This window comes from Amycolatopsis methanolica 239 (assembly GCF_000739085.1).
GTDB lineage: Bacteria > Actinomycetota > Actinomycetes > Mycobacteriales > Pseudonocardiaceae > Amycolatopsis_E > Amycolatopsis_E methanolica.
The window spans coordinates 6,511,892-6,531,803 of sequence record NZ_CP009110.1 but is presented as its reverse complement, the minus strand read 5'-3'; the positions used below and the strand labels follow the sequence as shown (position 1 = coordinate 6,531,803).

The following is a 19,912-nucleotide window of genomic DNA, read 5'->3' as shown; positions in this document are numbered from 1 at the left end:
GGTCGGCGACTGAAACACAATCAGGCATCGGGGGCGGGGGTGGTCGTAAGGTGACCTTTCGAGCGCCGTGAGGCGCTGTTTCCGCGCGACAGCGCGGCTTTAAAGATCAAGAGATGTCCTCGCCCGACGGGCAGGCGACGGGATGACCACCCAGCTACCTTGGGTTGTTCAAAGGCTTGCCCTGCGCGCTTTTTAGCTCACTGCGTTCGCGAGTGCCTTGGCGTCTTCTTCGCCGAACGTCTCTTCCAGTTGCTCGGGGGAGTAGTCCAGGTCGATCTGGCCCACCGGGACGCCTCGTGCCGATTCGATGGCGCCCAGCCGGCGTTGTGCCCGGTCGGCCGCGTAGTCGATGAACTCCTGCGGGTCGTTGTCGAACGGGCGCGGCTCTTCGAACTGGTCCTGCACCCATTGGATCATCCCGAGCGCGTGCGGCAGCAGTTCGCCCATGCGCTGCTGGACGGCATCCCAGAGGGAGTCGTCGGCGGCGATGTGCCGTCGGCAGGTGAAGGTGCCCCATGCCATGTGGCGACGTTCGTCGTCGCCGATGTGTTTCACCAGTTGCTGCATGCCGGGCAGAATGCCGCGCGTGGTGCAGACCTTTTGCCACGCGTAGTAGCCCGTCAGCGCCAGGCTGCCTTCGATCACGTGGTTGTAGGTGACGCTCGCGCGGACCTGGTTCAGAGGGCTCGGGTCGTGCTCCAGGACGGCGAGCGACTCCGGCAGCTCCTCGTAGAACAGCTTGCGGTAGTGCGGGTTCTCACTCACGTACGAGGTCAGGTCCTCCGTCAGCCCCACCGCGTCCATCCACCGGCGGAAGACCTCCGTGTGCTTGGCCTCCTCGAAACAGAACTGGGTCAGGTACATCTCGTCGCCGAACCGGCCCTCGGCGGCCATCGCCTTCATGAACGGCTGGATGTCCTCCGTCACCGCCTCCTCGCCGGCGATGAACTGCGCGCACAGGTACGTCGCCGACCGGCGCTCCTCGTCGGTGAGGGTCTGCCAGTCCTCGGCGTCCTTGCTGAAGTCGATGTCGGCCGGGTTCCAGAACTTGCGGTTCCCCTTGACGAACAGGCGCAACGGGAACGAATCCCAGTTCAGGCCGCCCCGGCGCAGCGAGGCGAATCCGGTGCGGTGCGCGGGCAGGGTTCCAGTCATGATCGCTCACTCCATTGTGGACGAGTAGTGGGTGATTGCCGGTGCGAGCGCGGCGCAGACCAGGTCGGCCGCCTCGGCCGCGGAATGGGTCGGCAGCACCAAGTGGCTCAACGAGAGCCGCACCGTGGTCTCGGCGAGCAGGTTCGCGGCGTGGGTGCTGAGGGTGGGCAGGAACTGGCGGTAGTGCGTCGCGGCGGTGGCCATCGCCGCGGACAGCACCGGCTCACCCCGGGTGGTGAGCAGCGGCAGCAGGTCCTCGCCCTGGGGCGTGCCCAGCGCGGAGGCGACCAGGCGGTTCTCCCGGGCGTGCTCGATCGTGTAGGTGACCGCGCCCCGGATGCCGGTCAGCACATCGGGCGCCGACGCGAACCGCTGGTGGATGCCGTCCAGGAACTCGCCCGTGGTGCGCAGGACGACCGCCTGCACGAGCGCGTTCTTGCTGCCGAACTCGTTGTAGACCGTCTGGCGGCTGACCCCGGCCGCCGACGCCACGTCCGCCATCCGCAGGGCCGCGTAGCCCCGCGCCGCCAGGATGTCGGCCGCCGCGTCGAGCAGGGTCTCCCGGAGCGAAGTCCTGGTCCGCTCCACGAACGAGTCGGTGATGTCAGTCACAGGAACAGCTTGACACAGGATGTCCTGGTGTCAAGGAGGTTGACCCAAACGGCGTCAATGTAAAGCGGTGGTGAGACGCCGGCCGGAACCGTCGGTGGGTCCGGCTACCGTGGCTGTCGTGGGAACAGCCGTCGGATTCGACCTGGACATGACGCTCATCGATCCGCGGCCAGGCATGGTCGCGGTGATGAACGCGCTCGGCGAAGAGGCGGGCCTGCCGCTGGACGGTGAGCACTTCGCCGCCAACCTGGGGCCGCCGCTGGACATGGTGCTGCGCGACTTCGGCGCGCCCGAGGACCGCATCGGCGCGCTGGTCGACCGGTTCCGCCAGCTGTACCCCGAGATCGTGATCCCGGAGACCGTCGCCCTGCCCGGCGCGCACGAGGCGCTCGCCGCGGTGCACGAGGCCGGTGGCCGCACGGTCGTCGTCACCGGCAAGTACGGCCCGAACGCGGCGCTGCATGTGAAGGCGCTCGGCCTGGCGGTCGACGTGCTCGTGGGCGAGCTGTGGTCGGACGGCAAGGCGGTGGCCCTGCGCGAGCACGGCGCGACGATCTACGCCGGCGATCACCTGGGTGACGTGCGGGGCGCGCTGGCGGCGGGCGCGGTGCCGGTGGGTGTGACGACGGGCCCCTGCAGCCGCGCGGAGTTGCTGGAGGCGGGGGCCGAGGTGGTCTTCGAGAGCCTGGCGGAGTTCCCGGCCTGGCTCAGCCGGCAGCCGCTTTCCGGTGCTCGCGAACCAGTGAGATGAGCGACAGGGCGATGCCGAGGGGAGTGGCCACCCCGGCGACGGCGCTGAGCCACACCGGGAGGTCCCGCAGGCCGAACGCGAACAGGACGAACACGGCCAGCACGGCCAGCACGCCGACGGCGAACACACCGATCCCGAGCCGCATGAGGAACGGCTTGCGCGGGGAAGTCTTGGCCGGAGTATCCATGGCACAAGGTTAGAACCCATATCTTCTTCACCGGAGGGCGCATACCGGGATAGGCTGGTGGTTACGCGTCCTGGGTACGCCCAGGGCGCGTTCGTCGTGCAGGGCGGTCACGTGCCGCCGGTACGCGAGATGACTTACTCAGAGCGAAGGAACGGTGAGGGCAGTGCCGACCGGCAAGGTCAAGTGGTACGACGCGGAGAAGGGGTTCGGTTTCGTCACCCAGGACGGCGGCCAGGACGTCTACATCCGCAAGACCGCGCTCCCCCAAGGGGTCGAGGCACTCAAGGCGGGCCAGCGGCTGGAGTTCGGCGTCGCCGACGGCCGTCGTGGTCCGCAGGCCCTGTCCGTTCGGCTGATCGACAGCCTGCCCTCGGTCGCCGAAGCGCGCCGCCGCCCGGCGGAGGAGCTGCACGGCCTGATCGAGGACATGATCAAGCTGCTCGAGATGAAGGTGCAGCCGGACCTGCGCCGCGGCCGCTACCCGGACCGGAAGAACACCAAGCGGATCGCCGAAGTGATGCGCGCGGTCGCCCGGGACCTCGATCCGTAAGCCGGCTCACACCGGAGGGGAAACGCAGGGAACGAGCGGGAGTGCGGCAGCGAGCCGCACCCGGCAACGAAACGCAACCAACCCCCCGAGCCACCGGGTCAAGGCACGCTTTCCCGCCTTGACGCGGTGTCTCGGCAACCGAACACTGACAATCGGGGCGTAGCGAAGCGAAGCCGGCGCCTTCAACACCCGCGTAGCGGCAACATCAGCCGGGCTGGACCTGCAAAGACCAGAAGGCCCGCGCCACCAACTGCGGATTCCCGTTCTCGTCCAGAATCGGATTCCCGGCCTGATCAGCCGCATAGGCAGCCCCGAGCTGCTGGACCTCGACCACAACGAGCTGGTCGTCCGCCGCGGCTCCGGTAGCCGTGTAGGCCAGCTTGTCCCCGGGCGAGAAGAACTGCTGCTTCACCGGCTGCAGTTCGCCCTTGGCGTTGGCGTACTGGACGTTCACCAGCCAGGGCGTGTCGCCGATCTCGGACGGCACGGAGATCTGCACCGGCTTGCCGGGCCGCACCTTGAGCGTCACGGCGGCGTCCGGGTTCTCCGAGCACGACTTCAACAGCGCGTCGCAGTTCACGATCGGCTCGGCGTTGACCGTGTGACCGTCACCGAAGAACGTGACCTCGGGCGGGCCGACCGTGGCGGAGCACCCGGTCAGCGCCAGCACACCGGCCGACAGCAACAGCAAAGTTCGCCGCATGCCGGAAACCCTACGGGTCGGCTCACTGCACGCGGGGAGCGGCCCCGCTGCCGGTCCGCGCCGGCCTGCGGTCCCGCCTGCTGCCCAGCCCGGGCAGGAGCGACGAGCCCCGCTCCAGCAGGAACGTCTGCGCCAGCCCCACCGCCAGCAGGATCGACACCACCAGGAACCCGATCCAGTAGGTCGGCGGCAGCAGCAGCCCGATCGCGCCGCCGAACACCCACGCCAGCTGCAGCACCGTCTCCGACCGGCCGAACGCCGACGCCCGCGACTCCTCCGGCAGGTCGCGCTGGATCACCGCGTCGAGGCTGATCTTCGCCAGCGCGCTGGCCGTGGCGCCGACGAGACCGACGATCGCGGCCGTGACGATCCCGGCCATGACCGTCGCGAGGATCGTCGAGGCCAGCGCCGCGCCCACGCAGCCGAGCACGACCTGGCTGGGGTGCCCGAAGCTCAGCCGCGAGCCGAGCGCGTTGCCGACGAACCCGCCGACCCCGGCCGCGCCGCCGATCAGGCCGAGCAGCAGCAGCTGCATGAACGGGCTCTGCCCGGTCTGCTCCGCCTGTGCCTTCACCGCGAACGCCGCGAACATCATCAGGAACCCGGTGAGGATGCGGATGGTCCCGTTGCCCCACAGGGCGAGCACCACGTCACTGCCGAGCGGCTGGCGTTTCTTCTTCCTCGCCGGGTGCGCCTTCAGGGTGGCCGGGACCTCACCCTCGGTCACCTCGACCCACGCCGGGATCCGCATCGCCTGCACGGCGCCCGCCGCGCAGATCAACGCGGTGAACCACAGCGCCCCCGCGGACCCGAACAGCGAGTTCACGCCGGAGGCGATGGCGCCGAAGACACCGCCCGCCGCGAGCCCGAACACCGTCAGCCGCGCGTTGGTCTTCGACAGCGTGATGTCCGGCGGCACCACGCGTGGGGTGACCGCCGACTTCAGGACCGTGAACGACTTGGACAGCACCATCTTCCCGAGCGCGGCGGGGTAGAGGCCCCAGTCGTTGAAGTGCAGCGCCATCAGCACGGCCATCAGCACCTGGCCGACCGAGGTGAGGCACATCGCCAGCCTGCGGCCGCGCTGGATCCGGTCCAGCAGCGGGCCGATGACCGGCGCGACGAGCGCGAACGGCGCGATGGTGATCAGCAGGTACAGCGCGACCTTGCCGCGGCCCTCGCCGCTGGTGGCCGCGAAGAACAGGGTGTTGGCCAGCGCGATGGCCATCGCCGCGTCGCTGGCGTAGTTCAGCATCACCGCGTACGTCAGCGAGGTGAGGCCGGACTTGTCGGCGCCGTCGGCCTTCGTCGCGCGCTGGAACATGCCGACCGCGCGGCCGCCCAGCTCGCGGCTGCGCAGCGCGGCGACGCGGGTGACGGTCAGCTTCTTCGGCATCCGGGGCAGCGGCCCTGCGGTCGCCTCCGTGCGGTGCTCCGCGGCCGGCTCCGGCTCGGGACGCGCGTTGTGGTCGGCGTACCCGTCGGTGTTGTAGTGCTCGTAGAGCGGCTCGGTGCGGCGGGGCGGCGGCTCGCTGTGCCACGGCCGCTGCTGCGGCGGCGGGCTCTGCCGCGGCGGGTACGGCCGCGCGCCACGCGGCGGTGGCGGCGGTGGCGTGCGCCCGCCTGCCGGGAACGCGCTCGTCGGCGCCTCGTCCGCGTTCGGCACCGCGGCCGACTCCGGGTAGAAGCGCCCCTGGGCGCGCCACGGCTGCCCGGCACCCGGTGCCGGTGTCCACTTCCGTTTGCGCCCCACACGTCAATCTTGCCGTATTCCTGCACCGACGCGCTCGGTGATCAGGAAGCGGGCACGAATTTCACCCGGAACATCAACGGCCAGAGCTTCCCGGTGATCAGGAACTCGTCCGTGCCGGGGATCGCGGCGATGCCGTTGAGCACGTCCGCGGCCGACGCCTGGGCCGGAGTGAGCAGCCCGGCCGCGGTGATCTGCCCGGTGACCTCGCCGGTGGCCGGGGCGATCCGCAGGATCCGGTCGGTCTGCCAGACGTTCGCGTACACCGCGCCGCCGACGCACTCCAGCTCGTTGAGCTGCGAGAAGGTCTGCCCGCCGTGGTGCACGGTGACCTCGCCGGTCACCCCGAACGTGGCCGGGTCGCGGAAGGTGAGCCGGTCGGAGCCGTCGCTCATCACCAGACGGCCGCCGTCGTGGCACAGCCCCCAGCCCTCACCGTCGTAGGACACGCGCCGCAGCTCGGCGAGCGTCCGCGCGTCCCGCTCGATCGCGACGCCGTTCTGCCAGGTCAGCTGCCACAGGGTCGGCCCGGTGACGGTGATGCCCTCGCCGAACAGCGGTGCGGGCAGGTCCACGCGCGTGGTGGGCGGCTGCCCTGGCGCGCCCGCCCGCACGGACGACTGACCGACCAGCCCGGTGCCCTCGTACAGGGTGGCGCCGGAGAACTCGAGGCCCTGCGTGAACGCCGCCGGATCATGCGGCAGCGTCTCCAGCACCTGCACCGTGAGCTGCGGAACCGTCGCCGGCGCGGGCGGCGTCGCCGCCGCGCAGCCCGCGAGCGCGACGACCGTGGCGAGGGTCAAGGTGATCAGGGTGCGCACGCCTCCACCCTGACACGGCCGCCGGAGGCGCGCGGGGCACAATTGGGGTATGACGCTGCTGCTCACCCTGGACGACGGCTCCGTGGAGCGCGCTCTCGCCGAGGCAGTCGACCTCGCGCGCGAGGCCGCGGTCGAAGAGGCGGGGGCCGAGCAGGTCGGGGCGCACGTCGGCGTGTCACGTGAGGACGCGGTGTCGGCGAGCCACCTCTTCGAGGCCAACGTGCCGGGCTACCGCGGCTGGCGCTGGTCGGTGACGGTCGCGAGCGCGGGCGCGGACGCCCCGGTGACGGTCAGCGAGGTCGTGCTCGTGCCGGGCCCGGACGCCCTGATCGCGCCGCAGTGGGTGCCGTGGGAGCGGCGGGTGCGGGCCGGCGACCTGGGCGTCGGCGACATCCTCCCGCCGGACAAGGACGACCCGCGGCTGGTCCCGGCGTACCTGCAGTCCGACGACCCGGCGGTCGAGGAGGTCGCGCACGAGGCCGGGCTCGGCCGGGTGCACGTCCTGTCCCGCTTCGGCCGCGAGGAGGCCGCCGCGCGGTGGCACCGCGGCGAGTTCGGGCCGCGGTCGGACATGGCGCGCAGCGCGCCCGCCCACTGCGGCACGTGTGGTTTCTACCTCCCGCTGGCCGGTTCGCTGCGCGCCGCCTTCGGCGTGTGCGGCAACGAGATCGCCCCGGCGGACGGCAACGTCGTGCACGCCGAGTACGGGTGCGGCGCGCATTCCGAGGTCGAGGTCGAGGTGACCTCGTCGGTGCCGGTCGCCGAGCTGGTCTACGATGACTCGCTGCTGGACATGGAGCCGGTCGAGGAGCCGAAGACCGAGACGGGCGCGACCGCGGACGTCGAGACGGCGAGTGAGTCAGCTGAGTGATCCGTTCGGCACCGGGGCGCTGCGGGCCTCGGTGCTGCGGGCCTGGCAGGACTCGCCGACCCGGTTCACCGAAGACACCAACGCCGAGACCGACCTGCGGGTCGGCGGCTACCGCGACCGGCTGTTCGTCGAGCTGGCGCAGAACGCGGCCGACGCCGCCGCGCTCGCCGGCGCCCCCGGCACGCTGCGGGTGTCCGTAGCCGGTGGCGAGCTCCGCGTCGCCAACACCGGCGCGCCGCTCGACGCCGCCGGCGTGGCGTCGCTCGCTTCGCTGCGGGCGTCGGCGAAGCAGGGCGACACCGTGGGGCAGTTCGGCGTCGGCTTCGCGGCGGTGCTCGCGGTCAGCAGCGAACCGCGGGTGATCTCGCGGACCGGCGGCGTCGCGTTCTCCGAGACCCGCACCCGGGAGGCCGCCGGGAGCGAGGGCGCGGTGCCGGTGCTGCGCCTGCCGTGGCCGGTGGACGAGGACCTGCCCGCCGGCTTCGACACCGAGGTGCGGCTGCCCCTGCGCGACGGCGTGGCCGCGGACGAGCTGCTGGCCCGCCTGCACGACGAAGCCGAGGACCTGCTGCTGTCCCTGCCCTGGCTGGCGCGGATCGAGGCGCCCGGCGCGGAGTGGACGAGATCCGAAGTGGACGGTGTGGTGGAGCTGTCCACCCCGTCCGGGACGGTCCGCTGGCTGACCAGGGTCGGCGAGAACGTGGTGTGGGCGAAGCCGGTCGACGGGCGCCTGACCGAGGACGTCCTGCACGCCCCGACGCCCACCGACGAGCGGCTGTCATTGCCTGCCCGGCTGATCGCGACGGTGCCGCTGGAGCCGTCCCGCCGCCGGGTGCTGCCCGGCGCCGACGACGCGCTCGCCGCGGCCGCCCGCGAGTACCCGGCGCTGGTGCGCGAGCTCGCGCCGGAGGACCGGCTGGAGCTGGTGCCCGAAGCGGGTTTCCCGCTGTCCGAAGTGGACGGCAAGCTCCGCGAGCTGGTCGGCAGGCAGCTCGCGACCCAGGCGTGGCTGCCCGCGGCCGAGGGCGACGACCTCGTGCCGTCGAGCGCGCGCGTGCTGTCGGTCGAGTCGCCGCGGCTGCTGGAACTGCTCGCCGGTGTCGTGCCCGGGCTCGCCGGGATCAGCGGCTACGAGCCGGCGCAGCTCCTCGCGACCGTCGACGCCGACCGGCTCGACGTCGCCGACCTGGTCGACCTGCTGATCGGCGTGGACAGGGACCCGGAGTGGTGGCGTTCGCTGTACGACGCCTTCCTGCCCCTGCTGGACAACCACGAGGTGACCGCGGACGAGCTGGGCGCACTGCCCGTGCCGCTGGCGGACGGCCGAACGCTGCCCGGTCCGCGCGGTGCGTTGCTGCTCGGCGCTTCGGAGCTGCTCGACCTGCTGGCTGACGCCGACGTGGGCGGGCTGCGGCTGGTCCACCCGGAGGCGGCGCACCCGTTGCTGGAGCGCCTGGGCGCGAAGCAGGCGGAGGCGGCGGACCTGCTCGACGCGCCCGCGCTGCGGGAGGCGATCGAGCGCAGCGTGGCCGACGCCGAGTCCGGTTTGGACACCCGTCCGCTCGCGGAAGCCGTGCTGCGACTGGTTTCCGACACGTCCGCGGAGGGGCTGGGTGCGCTCGCGTTGCCGTCGGCGGACGGCTGGCGGCGCGCCGACGAGCTGGTACTGCCGAACTCGCCGCTGCGTGAGGTCTTCGACCCCGAGGTGTTCGAAGAGGACGGTCCGTTCTCCGTGCTGGACGCGGAGTTCGCCGAGCAGTGGCCGTCCCGCGTGCTCACCGAACTCGGGGTACTCGACGAGTTCCTGGTCGTGGGCAACTCCGACGAGCAGCCCGAAATCCGCGACCTCGACCTCGTCGCCGACGACGCGTGGCCGCAGGCGCTGCGGCTGATCGCCGGGCAGCGCGAGACCTGGCAGGCGCTGACGATGCCGGACAGCCCGTCCGCGGCGTGGCTGGAGCGCAACGCGCTGCTGGCCGGCCGCGCGCCGGCCGAGTGGCGGCTGCCGGACGCGGCGAGCCTGACCGGCCTGTACGACCCGGTGCCCGACGTCGGGGTGCGCCCGGACGTGCTGGCCGCCGCCGGGGTCCGGGCGGAGCTGGCCGTGCGCAACCTCGACGACGCGGCCGACCTGCTCGACCGGCTCGGCGACCCGGACCGCGAGATCCCGCCTGGCCTGATCCTGCGGGCGCACGCCCTGCTGGCCGCCGCGGACCTGGAGTGGGCTGAGCTGGACGCGCCCGAGCGGGTGCGCACGGTCGACGGGTCCGTGGTCGACGCCGAGCGCACCGCGGTGCTGGACCTGCCGTGGCTGGGCGCGGTGTGGGCGCCGGAACGCCTGGTCGCCGCCGCGCCGGGGGCGGACGTGGCTGCGCTCGCCGAGCTGCTGGACATCCCGCTGCTGTCGGAACACGCGGAGGCCAGGGTCAGCAGCGACGGCGAGTTCGTGCCGTGGGCGGAGATGACCGCGCTGGTCCTGGCCGCGGAGCTGCTGAACATCCCGCTGCCCGAAGGCGGGCTGGTAGTGCACGACGAGTTGACCGTCGAGGTCGACGGAGTCAAGCGCGCCACGCCGTGGTGGGTCGAAAGTGGGACGTTTCACGGGGAACATCACGCGGAAGACTCGCCCGAAGGGCTGGCCCGCGCGTTCGCCTGGGCGGCAGGCCGCTGGTCCGAGCGTTACCTGGTCGAGGCCGTGCTGAACGACCCCGCGACGACGACCTACCTGCTCTGAAACGCCTTGAGCGCGACGGCCGCTCCGGCCACCGTCGGGAGGGTGTTCGCCGTGCGCCGGGCGGCGCCGGCGCCTGCGCTGCGATCGTGCGCGGCCTGGCGGACCACTTCACGGAGGGCGTGCCCGGCGAGGCCGTCGCCGACCTGGCGGTCCACCACGGGTGGATCGCCACCGAGGGGCCCGGTCGGGTTCGCCGATCGTCGATCGCTGGTCGGCGCGCGCCGCGGAGATCCTCTGGATGGCCGTCGCGGCGAACTCGCCGCTGACCGTTAGAGACCCGTCTGGGCGCTGCGGCTGCCGTGGCGGCGCGCCCAGCGCTGCCAGCTCATGATGCCCATGCCCATCAGCCCGAGCACGCTGCCGGAGAGGCAGGTCCACATCCACACGCTCGCCGGCCCGCCCGTCCCGAACAGGCGAATCCCGCCGAGCACGAGGAAACCCGCGAACCACACGAGTGTGCCGACCGCGACGACCGGGTAGAGCACCACCAGCCGCTCGGGTAACTCGGGCACCGGAAGCAACGGACGTCTAACATCCCCGGCGTTGATCGGATCGGCCACGTCAGGAAGGCTACCCGCGGGTCATCCCAGTGGCACCAGGTAAGGCAGGTTGCATGGCTGTGCAGGGCGGCAGGACCGGACTCGACCGGTTCTTCAAGATCACCGAACGTGGGTCGACCGTCGGCCGCGAGGTGCGCGGCGGGCTGGTCACCTTCGTCACGATGGCCTACATCGTGGTGCTCAACCCGCTGATCATCGGTAGTTTCTCGGCCCAGGACGCGGGCGCGCACAAGGACCTGTTCGGCAACATCCTGCCGGTCCCGCAGGTGGCGGCCGTGACCGCGCTGATCGCGGGCGTCATGACGATCCTGATGGGCGTGGTGGCGAACTACCCGTTCGCGATGGCCACCGGGCTCGGCATCAACTCGCTGATCGCGGTCAGCGTCGCGCCGCAGATGAGCTGGCCCGCCGCGATGGGCCTGGTCCTGCTCAACGGCCTGATCATCCTGGTGCTGGTGCTCACCGGCATCCGCACGATGGTGTTCCGCGCCGTGCCGCCCGCGCTGAAGGCCGCGATCGCGGTCGGCATCGGCCTGTTCATCACGCTGATTGGCCTGGTGGACGCCGGTTTCGTGCGGCGCATCCCGGACGCGGCGAACACCACCGTGCCGGTCGGGCTCGGCATCGGCGGATCGATCGCGAGCTGGCCGACGCTGGTGTTCGTGGTCGGGCTGCTGATCACCGGTGTCCTGGTGGCGCGGCGGGTCCGCGGCGCGATCCTCATCGGCGTCCTGGTGACGACGGTGATCGCGATCATCCTGGAGGCGCTCGTCAACGCGGGCCCAGCGGGCGGCACCAACCCGAAGGGCTGGAACCTCGGGTACCCGGCGCTGCCGGACCGGATCGCCGGCTGGCCGGACCTGTCGCTGCTGGGCCAGGTGAACTTCGACGCGTGGGTGCAGGTCCCGGCCATCACCGCCGCGCTGATCGTGTTCACCCTGATCCTCACCGACTTCTTCGACACCATCGGCACGATGACCGGCCTCGGGAAGGAGGCGGGACTGCTGGGCCGCGACGGCGAGCTGCCCAACACCGGCAAGGCGCTGTTCGTGGACAGCCTCGGCGCGGTCGCCGGCGGTGCCGGCTCGTCCAGCTCCAACACCGTGTTCGTGGAGTCGGCGTCCGGCATCGCCGAGGGCGCGCGGACCGGGCTGGCCAACGTGGTCACCGGGCTGCTGTTCCTCGGTGCCATGTTCTTCACGCCGCTGTACGAGGTGATCCCCGTCGAGGCCGCGGCGCCCGCGCTGGTGGTCGTCGGTGCGCTGATGATCAGCCAGGTGCGGGAGATCGACTTCACCGACTTCAAGATCGCGCTGCCCGCGTTCCTGACGATCGTCGTCATGCCGTTCACCTACTCGATCACCAACGGGATCGGCGTCGGGTTCATCTCCTACGTCGTGATCCAGGCCGTGACCGGTGGCGCGCGGAAGGTGCACCCGCTGCTGTGGGGCATCGCCGTGGCGTTCGTGGCCTACTTCGCGGTGGGGCCGATCCAGGATGCGATCGGCTGAGTCACTCCGCCACGAGCCGCTCGACCGCGGCCGCGATGAGCTCGTCCCGCTCGGCTTCGCCGTACACGTCCGGCAGGGTGAGCTGCTCGACGATCATCCAGCTGAGGGTGAGGATCAGCAGCCGCACCGCGGTCGCGTCGCCGGGCAGCCCGGACTGCTCGTGGTAGGTCACGTTCGCGTCGACGTCGGCGCGCACGCGCTCGGTCAGCAGCTTGCGCAGCTCCGGGCGACGGGTGGCCTCCAGGCGTAGTTCGAGCAGCGCGAGGTAGCCGCTGGGGAACGCGGTGATCCGCGCCACGAGTTCGCGCATGAGCTGGGTGTAGGTCGTCCGATCCCGCGGCGCGGTCCGCTGCCGCTCGATCGTCGCCGCGTCCGGCTCCATGCGCTCGTAGAACCGCTGGGCGATCTGGTACAGCAGGTCGTCGCGGTTGGCGAAGTAGTTGGAGGCCGTGCCGGCCGGCACCCCGGCCTCCTTGTCGACGGCGCGGAACGTCAGCCCGCGTGCGCCCTCGGCGGCCAGCACCTCGATCGCGGCGTCCAGCAGGGCCGCCCGTCGCTCCTCGTTCCTGCGCACTATTTTGACACCACTCCAGTTGTAGTACTACGGTTGAACCACTACGGACATAGTACTACGAATGGAGCGATTCATGCGAGAGCTGGTCTACTACGTCGGGGTGAGCATCGACGGCCGGATCGCGGGCCCGGGCGGCGAGTTCGACTTCTATCCCGAGGGCGAGGGCGCCCAGTTCGAGGCCTACCGGGGGTGGATGCTGAAGACCTTCCCGGAAACGGTGCCGACCATGATCCGGGAGGCGGCCGGTATCGCCGACGCCCCCAACGAGAGCATCGACACGCTGGTCATGGGGCTCGGCACCTACCAGCCGGCGCTGGACATCGGTGTCACCAGCCCGTACGCCCACCTGCGGCAGTACGTCGTGTCGAGCACCCTGCGCGAAAGCCCCGACCCCGCCGTCACGGTGGTCGGCGGCGACCCGCTCGGCCTGGTCCGCTCGCTCAAGCAGGAGGAGGGCAAGGACGTCTGGCTCTGCGGCGGCGGCAAGCTGGCCGGGGCGGTCTGGTCGGAGGTCGACCGGCTGGTGATCAAGAGCTATCCCGTGGTCGCCGGGGACGGGATCCCGCTAGTGGACGGGAAGTTCGACCCGACGCGGTTCGCGGTGACCGACCGCAGGATGTTTGACAACGGTGTGGTCGTGAGCTGGTTCAGCCGAAAGTAGGGTGCGATCGATTTCACCCGGTCGCACTGTTTATCGTAAGGTATGCTAACTATGTGTCCGATATGCGGGAGCGTGCCCTGGCGAGCCGGTTGCGGCTCGCGGTGGTGCGGCTGAACCGCAAGCTCCGGGCGCAGCGCACCGACGAGAACGTCTCGCTCACGCAGCTGGCGGCGTTGTCCACGCTGCACAAGTGCGGACCGCTCACGCCGGGCAAGCTCGCGGCGAAGGAGGGTGTCCAGCCGCCGTCGATGACCCGGGTCATCGCGGCGCTGGAGGACTTCGGGTTCGTCGAGCGGAGCCCGCACCCGACGGACGGGCGGCAGTCGATCGTCGCCCTCACGGAGCGGGGCCTGGCGTTCGTCGGCGAGACGATTTCGGTGCGCGAGGCCTGGCTGGACCGGAAGCTGGCAGAACTGAGCGGTGAGGAGCGGGAAGTGCTCGCCCGCGCCGCCGAGATCATCGACAGGATGGCGGGGAACGAATAACGGTGGGGCTCAACACGGGTACTGACGGACAGTCCGAACTGACGAACACAGGTACCCGGGGCCAGGCACCACCCGCCGACCGTGCCGCCTGCACCGCGCCGTCCGGCCGGATGCGGCCCAAGCCCGCCGCCGCCCCGGCCGTGGAGCCAGGGGAGAAGGCGCGGCAGAAGGCGAGCATGTTCGCCTCGCTGCGGGTGCCCAACTACCGGCTGTTCTTCTCCGGCCAGATCATCTCCAACATCGGCACCTGGATGCAGCGCATCGCCCAGGACTGGCTGGTGTTCGAGCTGTCCGGGAACAACCCGGTGGCGCTGGGGATCGCGGTGGCGCTGCAGTTCCTGCCGACGCTGATGCTGTCCCTGTGGGCCGGTGTCCTCGCCGACCGGGTGGACAAGCGCAAGCTGTGCATCGCCATCCAGAGCGGCATCGGCGTGCAGGCGCTGGTGCTCGGGTTGCTCGACGTCTCCGGTGTGGTGACGCTGTGGCAGGTCTACGTCTTGTGTTTCGTGCTGGGCATCTTCAGCTCGCTGGACGTGCCGGCGCGGCAGTCGTTCGTCGCGGAGATGGTGGGGCGCAAGCAGATCACGAACGCGGTCGCGTTGAACTCGTCGGTGTTCAACATGGCCCGGATCGTCGGGCCCGCCATCGCCGGGTTCGCGATCACGTGGGTCGGCACCGGCTGGATGTTCCTGGCGAACGCGGTCAGCACGCTGGCCGTGATCACCGGGTTGCTGCTGATGGACCCGGACAAGCTGTTCCGCGGCCCGGCCGTCGCGCGCGCCAAGGGGCAGCTGCGCGAGGGGCTGGCCTACGTGCGCGGGCGGTCGGACCTGGTTTCGCTGATGGTGCTGGTGTTCTTCGTCAGCACCTTCGGCATCACGTTCTTCACGTCGCTGGCGATCGTGGCGGGCAACGTGTTCGGCACGCAGGCCGACGGGTACGGGCTGCTGTCGACGCTGCTCGCGGTGGGGACGTTCACGGGTTCGCTGATGGCGGCCCGGCGCGGGGCGCGGGGCCGTCCGCGGGTGCGGCTGCTGCTGATCGCGGCGTTCAGCCTTGGCGCGGTCGAGTTCGTCGCCGGGTTCATGCCGACCTACCTGGCGTTCGGCATCGCGCTGATCCCGCTCGGGTTCGCCACGATCACGTTCCTGAACACGGCGAACTCGCTGGTGCAGACGTCGGTGAGCCCGGAGATGCGCGGCCGCGTCATGGGGCTCTACGTGCTCGTGCTGATCGGCGGCAACCCCATCGGCGGCCCGATGGTCGGCTGGATGGCCGACACCTTCGGCGGCCGGTCCCCGTTCCTCATCGGCGGCGTGATCTCCGCGGTGGCCGCCGCGGCCTGCGCCGTGGTGCTGGCCCGCCGCGGCGGCATGACGAGGCCGGTGCGCCTGGCCGGCCTGAGGGTGCTCAACGCGCGGCGCCGTTCGGACCGGTCGCGGGCCGCCTGACCGGCGGCGCTCAGCGTCCGAGGAGGGCGGGCAGCACCGTCTCCGCGAGTGACTTCAGGTCTCGCCCCGTGCCGGTGAATGCCAGTTCCTGGCTTGAGCTCTCGTCGAGCTTCACGGCCACCATCTCGTCGGTGATGAGGGCGGGTCGGCCGGCCAGCGTGTCCGGGTACGCGCGTGGCGTCACGTCGTCCGTCAGGGCGGCCTGCACCGTGCGCACCGTGCAGCGGCCGTCGAACCTCGGCTTCGTCGCAGACGGGCTCGTGCCCATCGTCTTCGCGAGCTGCGTGCACAGCTGCCACGACACCACCGGCCACGGCGCGTCCTGGATGCCGTAACCCGGCACCGGTTCGGTCACCCGCATCGCGATCACCGCGTCGCGGCCCTGTGCGGGCAGGTCCGGGCCGGGCGCCATCGTCGCGTTGATGACGTCCCGCGCGATCGACGTGGCGAGGTCGTCCAGCGTGAGGCCCGGGCGGGTGACGGCGTAGCGCGTGATGTCGAGGCGCAGGTACGGGTGGACCTCGCCGCTGGGCGCGTCGTCGACCAGGTGGACGTTGAGTCGCGCGTTGACGGTGCCGCTCGACTCGACCTCCGCGGCCCGTCCGGACACCGCCACCGACTGCGGCGACCGGAGGGTGGCGGGCACGTTGTCGAGGCGCAGGCTGACGTCGAGGCTTTCGGTGACGAGGTGGCACACGCTGCCCCGCACCTCGCGCAGCGTGGCGCCGCCGAGCAGCGCCTCCCAGCGCTGCTCGGACAACGCCTGGCACAGCACGTGCCCGGAACTGCCGGCGGGCAGCGCGGCCAGCATCTCGCCGGAGGGCATCGGCACGCGGCGCGGCAGTTCGCCGTCCTTGCCCGGCCACACGGCGGGCAGGCCGGGGGCGGGCGGCGGCGCGTCGCTGCCCTGCGACCACAGGTAGCCGGCCGCGCCGGCCACGGAGGCGAAGGACAGCAGCACGCCGAGCACGATCGCGATCACTGTCGTCGTACCTTCTGCGTGGTGCTTTACCCTACTCACCATGTCTCCCCTCGTCGAGCCCGGGGCGGCCGGGTCGTTAGCGCGTCGGTACCTGCGGGTTTCCAAAAAGGCTGCGAACGGTCAGGAAGCGAGCCCCGCGCGGCAGGATAAGGCGCACTTGCGGCGGGCCAAGATCCGGCAGTGGCGAACCGATCACCGAGGGCCATACCGGGACGTCGGCGGTGCGTCACGGCACTCGCGCGGGTCGCGGGGCGACTTCGCGCGGCTGATGCAGGACCTCGAATCTGGCGACTTCGAACGCGGCGAGATCCTGCAGCTGTGGGAGGCGTCGCGGGGGAGCCGCCGCGAATCCGAATGGCTCCGGCTGATCGAGTTGTGCGAGGAACACCAGGTCTACATCTGGGTGGAGGTGATGGGGCGGCTGTTCAACTGCGCGGACTGGCGGGACCGCCGCGCTCTCCTGGACGAAGCGCTGGACGCGTCGGCCGAGGCCTCCAAGACGTCCGAGCGCACGCGCGACCAGCTCGCAGTCAACGCCGCCGAGGGGCTACCGCATGGCATCCCGGGGTTCGGCTTCATCCGGAAGTACGACCCGAAGACCGGCGAGCTTATCGGCCAGTTCCCCGACCCAGAGGCGGCGCCCTGGGTGGAGGAAGCGTTCCGGCGCGTCGCCGCAGGGCACTCGCAGCGTGCGATCGCCGAGGACTTCTACCAGCGCGGCTTGCGCACTCGAAAGGGGACGAAGGTCACCCAGCAGCACATGCGCTCCTGGCTGGTCAACCCGGCATACGCCGGCCTCCGGGTGCACTCGCCAGGCGTGCGAGGGAACCGGAGCCTGAAGAACGCCAAGGCCTTGGTCACCGCCCAGTGGGAAGCGATCGTCCAGCCAGACCTGTTCTACGCAGTGCAGGAACGCCTGCAGGCCAACGCGTGCACCAACACCCGGCCGGGCGCAGCGGTTCACCTGCTGAGCTTGATCGCGCGCTGCGGCGTCTGTGGCAGCCCGGTCGCGTACATCGGTGGCTCCCGTGACGCCTATCGCTGCAACGGGAACACTCACGTGTCGATCCGGAAGGGCCCGTTGGAGGAGCTGGCCACCGACATCGCGTTGCGATTCCTGGCTGACCCGCGCCAGTACGGCGCCCTTGACCAGGCCGACGACGAGCGGGACGCCGAGATTGAACGGATCCGCACCCAGCTCGCGGGCGTGCGGGCGGAACTGGCCGAACTCAAGGCGAAGGTGCGGGCTGGCACCCTGTCCGTCGGGTTCGCGAGCGATGTCGCACCGGGCCTGGAGCAGCGGATCGCCAAGCTCGAACGCGAGCGGGAGCAGCTGGCGAGACCCAGCGTCCTCCGCGGGCTGATCGAGCCGGGGCCGGACGTGGCGGAACGCTGGCAGCACACCCCGATCGCGGCTCGGCGCGCGATCATGCGACTGCTGTTCGCGAAGAACGTGCTAGGTGAGCTGCACGTCATGCCTGCCGGGCGGAGGCAACCGTTTGTGCCCGCGGAGGAACGCGTCGCGCTGGTGCGCGACGAACCGACCGAGCATGGAGGGCTCGCCGGCTAGGCAAGGACCGCGGCGAGCAGAGCGCCGAGGTTGAGCGCCACGCCGTGGGGGGTTCCTTGCGCGCGCTTCTGATCCGCGGGCTGGCCATCCGATGGTGCGGTGTCCCCGTCCTGATCAGTGTCGTCGTTGTTGCCAGGCGCTGGTCGGTCGGACGCGGCCGGCGGCGCTGGCTCGGTTGCGGACGTCGAGGGCGGGGGAGTTCGGGGCGTGCTGCTACGCGCGGTTGAACTGCTCGGTGGCGTCGCTACGCGGGTGCTGGGCGAGCCGTTCCATGCTGCTGGAGCGGTGACTGTGACGGTTGTCGTTGGCGTCGTCGAACTGACCGTCCCGTTTGCTCGTAGCCGCTCCACCTGGATTCTGACGTCGTTCTCGTCGGGCGCGCCGGTCGTCGGGGCGACGCTCAACTCCGGCGCGCGGTCGGGCACAGCCTCATCCGTCGGCGAGGCCGGTGCGCGCAGCGCCACGAGGGTTACCAGCATGACCGCCGCCGTCAGCCCAGACAGGAACCAGCCGCAGAACTCTGCCCGTGGCCGAAGTGCAAGCTTTCGGTGAGCAATTCGTTGCGCCCCGGGCTCCAGGGGCGGCACAACGGTCAGGTGAGCCTTACCTGACCGTTTCGAACTAGGAGACGATCCGCCGGCGACAGCCTCCGCGATCAGCGAAAGGCCCTGCTCATAGGCATCAGCCCTCCGCTTCGACCGCCTCCCCAGTAGGTCGATTCTTTTCACGATTGATGTATCTAAGGTCGCCAGATTGAGTTAGCAACCGTTTCCGGTTCGTGATCAACTACCGCGCGGTAACGACCCATTTGGCCTAGTTGGCGCGGTGGCTCTCACCCGGTGTTACGGAGCTTGGTCGCGCGCTGCGTGCGGTAGAAGATGATCAGGTTCCAGCGCTCCTCTTCGGACAGTTCGGGGAGGTCCCACAGCTTCCGCTCGGTGTCGTCCTCAAGTTGGGCTGGGTAGTTCCGCCGAGGCTCTGCGATTGTGGGCGCGGTCGATGGCAACGGCAGTGCATCAAGATCTTCGGGGCGACCAGTCTCGAGGTAGTGAACCGCTCCGTTGTCGGGCCAACCTAGAGCACCCTCGATCTTCCACAACGTCGACTTGCCCGGGCGCGTATCGCCGCGCTCCACGTCGGCGACACTCTTCTCGCTGAGGTCGGCGGCGTCGGCGAACGCCTTCTGGCTGGAATAGCCGGCGCGCTGACGGGCAAGGGCGACCCGTCTCCCGAGCTTCTTCCGGCGCTCGTCCATGCGTGCAGAGTAGCTCAGAAAAGTACAGGGAGCGAACCGGCGTCCGCTGCGTCGCGTCAACAATCTCTCCGCTTGCGCCATCGTATTTAGCCTCCTGAGCTGGCACTTTGGTGGCGTTAGGTTCAGAAGAGTACAGAAAAGTGCAGGGTAGTGCAACATTGGACCTTGCACGACCCTGAACCTCTCTGTACCTTTCTGCACATGATCGAACCTCCACTCACTCAACCGGCCTACGGCCAGCTCGTGCGGCGCCTCCGCGAGCAGGCCGACAAGTCAACGGTCGAGTTGGCGGCCGAGGTCGGCATGTCGGTCGGGTATCTCCGCAACATCGAGTTGGGCCACGACGGGAAGCCCTCCCGCCGTCGGCAGTTCGCGCTCGCCCGAGCGCTGCGCGACGACCGCCTCGCGCCGGAGGGTGGCGCGTCATTCCCGGACGAACCACCAAAGCAGCCCAAGCGCGAACCGAAAGCCCCACCCCGTCGGGACGACCGGGAGCCTTCGCGCGGCCCCAAACGGGTCGCTGGAGCGGCGGCGTGACGACCGCCCTTCACCGGTTGGCGATCGAACCTGGCGAGTCGCGCGCGCAGTTCATCGACCGCGTGATCGCGCGGGCACCTCGCCCAGACGGAGCGACCCTCGACCGCCTTCGCCTCCTGCTGCCGCCGATCCGCCGCGGCATGACCGAGCGCAAGAGCGCCGCCTAGCACAGCCCACCGACAGAAAAGCCCG

Annotated in this window: 23 protein-coding genes; 12 read left to right on the top strand and 11 right to left on the bottom strand. The window is 70.6% G+C overall.

The window, feature by feature from the left end:
• Nucleotides 1-192: 192 nt before the first annotated feature.
• Both AMETH_RS31915 and AMETH_RS31910 read right to left on the bottom strand, forming a co-directional pair.
• Nucleotides 193-1,155: a R2-like ligand-binding oxidase gene (locus tag AMETH_RS31915; protein WP_017985248.1), complete on the bottom strand. Its 963-nt coding sequence runs from the start codon at nt 1,153-1,155 to the stop codon at nt 193-195.
• 6 nt (nt 1,156-1,161) lie between these two features.
• Nucleotides 1,162-1,767 carry a TetR/AcrR family transcriptional regulator gene (locus tag AMETH_RS31910; protein WP_017985247.1) on the bottom strand — a complete coding sequence of 202 codons (606 nt, stop codon included), beginning with the start codon at nt 1,765-1,767 and terminating at the stop codon, nt 1,162-1,164.
• A 118-nt stretch (nt 1,768-1,885) separates the two neighbouring features.
• Between AMETH_RS31910 and AMETH_RS31905 the strand changes: the two genes are divergently transcribed.
• On the top strand, nt 1,886-2,518 hold the full coding sequence (locus tag AMETH_RS31905) for an HAD family hydrolase (RefSeq protein WP_017985246.1): 633 nt from the start codon (nt 1,886-1,888) through the stop codon (nt 2,516-2,518).
• Here AMETH_RS31905 and AMETH_RS31900 read toward each other — a convergent pair.
• Nucleotides 2,475-2,705: a hypothetical protein gene (locus AMETH_RS31900; RefSeq protein ID WP_017985245.1), complete on the bottom strand. Its 231-nt coding sequence runs from the start codon at nt 2,703-2,705 to the stop codon at nt 2,475-2,477. The two genes, AMETH_RS31905 and AMETH_RS31900, sit on opposite strands and share 44 nt — an antisense overlap.
• Nucleotides 2,706-2,868: 163 nt before the next feature.
• On the opposite strand from AMETH_RS31900, the gene AMETH_RS31895 reads away from it, so the two are divergent.
• On the top strand, nt 2,869-3,255 hold the full coding sequence (locus AMETH_RS31895; RefSeq protein WP_017985244.1) for a cold-shock protein: 387 nt from the start codon (nt 2,869-2,871) through the stop codon (nt 3,253-3,255).
• A 205-nt stretch (nt 3,256-3,460) separates the two neighbouring features.
• On the opposite strand, the gene AMETH_RS31890 is transcribed toward AMETH_RS31895, so the two are convergent.
• The 3 genes from AMETH_RS31890 to AMETH_RS31880 are packed head-to-tail and all read right to left on the bottom strand — an operon-like array spanning nt 3,461 to nt 6,529.
• The gene (locus tag AMETH_RS31890; RefSeq protein ID WP_026153555.1) at nt 3,461-3,958 is read right to left on the bottom strand and encodes a DUF2771 family protein; all 498 of its coding nucleotides are present in this window, start codon (nt 3,956-3,958) and stop codon (nt 3,461-3,463) included.
• Nucleotides 3,959-3,980: 22 nt separating this feature from the next.
• Nucleotides 3,981-5,711, bottom strand: coding sequence for an MFS transporter (locus AMETH_RS31885; protein WP_017985242.1), 1,731 nt, complete (start codon nt 5,709-5,711; stop codon nt 3,981-3,983).
• A 41-nt stretch (nt 5,712-5,752) separates the two neighbouring features.
• Complete coding sequence (locus tag AMETH_RS31880) at nt 5,753-6,529, bottom strand: glutaminyl-peptide cyclotransferase (protein WP_017985241.1); 777 nt, start codon at nt 6,527-6,529, stop codon at nt 5,753-5,755.
• A 49-nt stretch (nt 6,530-6,578) separates the two neighbouring features.
• On the opposite strand from AMETH_RS31880, the gene AMETH_RS31875 reads away from it, so the two are divergent.
• Complete coding sequence (locus tag AMETH_RS31875; protein WP_017985240.1) at nt 6,579-7,400, top strand: DUF3027 domain-containing protein; 822 nt, start codon at nt 6,579-6,581, stop codon at nt 7,398-7,400.
• On the top strand, nt 7,384-10,134 hold the full coding sequence (locus AMETH_RS31870) for a sacsin N-terminal ATP-binding-like domain-containing protein (protein WP_017985239.1): 2,751 nt from the start codon (nt 7,384-7,386) through the stop codon (nt 10,132-10,134). Before AMETH_RS31875 ends, AMETH_RS31870 begins: the two co-directional genes overlap by 17 nt.
• On the opposite strand, the gene AMETH_RS38430 is transcribed toward AMETH_RS31870, so the two are convergent.
• Together AMETH_RS38430 and AMETH_RS31865 are read right to left on the bottom strand one after the other, a co-directional pair.
• A complete protein-coding gene (locus tag AMETH_RS38430; protein WP_017985238.1) occupies nt 10,122-10,292 on the bottom strand; it encodes a hypothetical protein in 171 nt (56 codons plus the stop codon). The genes AMETH_RS31870 and AMETH_RS38430 overlap by 13 nt on opposite strands.
• Nucleotides 10,293-10,403: 111 nt before the next feature.
• Nucleotides 10,404-10,646, bottom strand: coding sequence for a DUF2530 domain-containing protein (locus tag AMETH_RS31865; RefSeq protein WP_017985237.1), 243 nt, complete (start codon nt 10,644-10,646; stop codon nt 10,404-10,406).
• Between the two features lie 101 nt (nt 10,647-10,747).
• Between AMETH_RS31865 and AMETH_RS31860 the strand changes: the two genes are divergently transcribed.
• On the top strand, nt 10,748-12,205 hold the full coding sequence (locus tag AMETH_RS31860) for an NCS2 family permease (protein WP_017985236.1): 1,458 nt from the start codon (nt 10,748-10,750) through the stop codon (nt 12,203-12,205).
• A gap of 1 nt (nt 12,206) precedes the next feature.
• Here AMETH_RS31860 and AMETH_RS31855 read toward each other — a convergent pair whose 3' ends face one another.
• A complete protein-coding gene (locus tag AMETH_RS31855; protein ID WP_026153554.1) occupies nt 12,207-12,782 on the bottom strand; it encodes a TetR/AcrR family transcriptional regulator in 576 nt (191 codons plus the stop codon).
• 70 nt (nt 12,783-12,852) lie between these two features.
• On the opposite strand from AMETH_RS31855, the gene AMETH_RS31850 reads away from it, so the two are divergent.
• The 3 genes from AMETH_RS31850 to AMETH_RS31840 all read left to right on the top strand — a co-directional run bounded on the left by AMETH_RS31850 (nt 12,853) and on the right by AMETH_RS31840 (nt 15,376).
• Nucleotides 12,853-13,440, top strand: a complete 588-nt coding sequence (locus AMETH_RS31850) for a dihydrofolate reductase family protein (protein ID WP_017985234.1) — start codon at nt 12,853-12,855, stop codon at nt 13,438-13,440.
• Between the two features lie 62 nt (nt 13,441-13,502).
• Nucleotides 13,503-13,925 carry a MarR family winged helix-turn-helix transcriptional regulator gene (locus tag AMETH_RS31845; RefSeq protein ID WP_017985233.1) on the top strand — a complete coding sequence of 141 codons (423 nt, stop codon included), beginning with the start codon at nt 13,503-13,505 and terminating at the stop codon, nt 13,923-13,925.
• A gap of 176 nt (nt 13,926-14,101) precedes the next feature.
• The gene (locus tag AMETH_RS31840; protein WP_051079565.1) at nt 14,102-15,376 is read left to right on the top strand and encodes an MFS transporter; all 1,275 of its coding nucleotides are present in this window, start codon (nt 14,102-14,104) and stop codon (nt 15,374-15,376) included.
• A gap of 10 nt (nt 15,377-15,386) precedes the next feature.
• Here AMETH_RS31840 and AMETH_RS31835 read toward each other — a convergent pair whose 3' ends face one another.
• Nucleotides 15,387-16,358: a hypothetical protein gene (locus AMETH_RS31835; RefSeq protein WP_017985231.1), complete on the bottom strand. Its 972-nt coding sequence runs from the start codon at nt 16,356-16,358 to the stop codon at nt 15,387-15,389.
• 40 nt (nt 16,359-16,398) lie between these two features.
• Between AMETH_RS31835 and AMETH_RS31830 the strand changes: the two genes are divergently transcribed.
• Nucleotides 16,399-17,928 carry a recombinase family protein gene (locus AMETH_RS31830; protein ID WP_081617623.1) on the top strand — a complete coding sequence of 510 codons (1,530 nt, stop codon included), beginning with the start codon at nt 16,399-16,401 and terminating at the stop codon, nt 17,926-17,928.
• 207 nt (nt 17,929-18,135) lie between these two features.
• Nucleotides 18,136-18,480, top strand: coding sequence for a hypothetical protein (locus AMETH_RS38425; RefSeq protein ID WP_156131758.1), 345 nt, complete (start codon nt 18,136-18,138; stop codon nt 18,478-18,480).
• Nucleotides 18,481-18,760: 280 nt separating this feature from the next.
• Here the strand turns inward: AMETH_RS38425 and AMETH_RS31825 are convergent, their stop codons facing one another.
• Nucleotides 18,761-19,183, bottom strand: coding sequence for a helix-turn-helix domain-containing protein (locus AMETH_RS31825; RefSeq protein ID WP_017985229.1), 423 nt, complete (start codon nt 19,181-19,183; stop codon nt 18,761-18,763).
• Nucleotides 19,184-19,384: 201 nt separating this feature from the next.
• On the opposite strand from AMETH_RS31825, the gene AMETH_RS31820 reads away from it, so the two are divergent.
• Together AMETH_RS31820 and AMETH_RS38420 are read left to right on the top strand one after the other, a co-directional pair.
• Nucleotides 19,385-19,720 (top strand): helix-turn-helix domain-containing protein, encoded by a 336-nt coding sequence (locus tag AMETH_RS31820; RefSeq protein WP_017985228.1) that lies wholly within the window; start codon nt 19,385-19,387, stop codon nt 19,718-19,720.
• The gene (locus AMETH_RS38420; protein WP_017985227.1) at nt 19,717-19,887 is read left to right on the top strand and encodes a hypothetical protein; all 171 of its coding nucleotides are present in this window, start codon (nt 19,717-19,719) and stop codon (nt 19,885-19,887) included. The genes AMETH_RS31820 and AMETH_RS38420 overlap by 4 nt, the downstream gene beginning before the upstream one ends.
• Nucleotides 19,888-19,912: the final 25 nt, after the last annotated feature.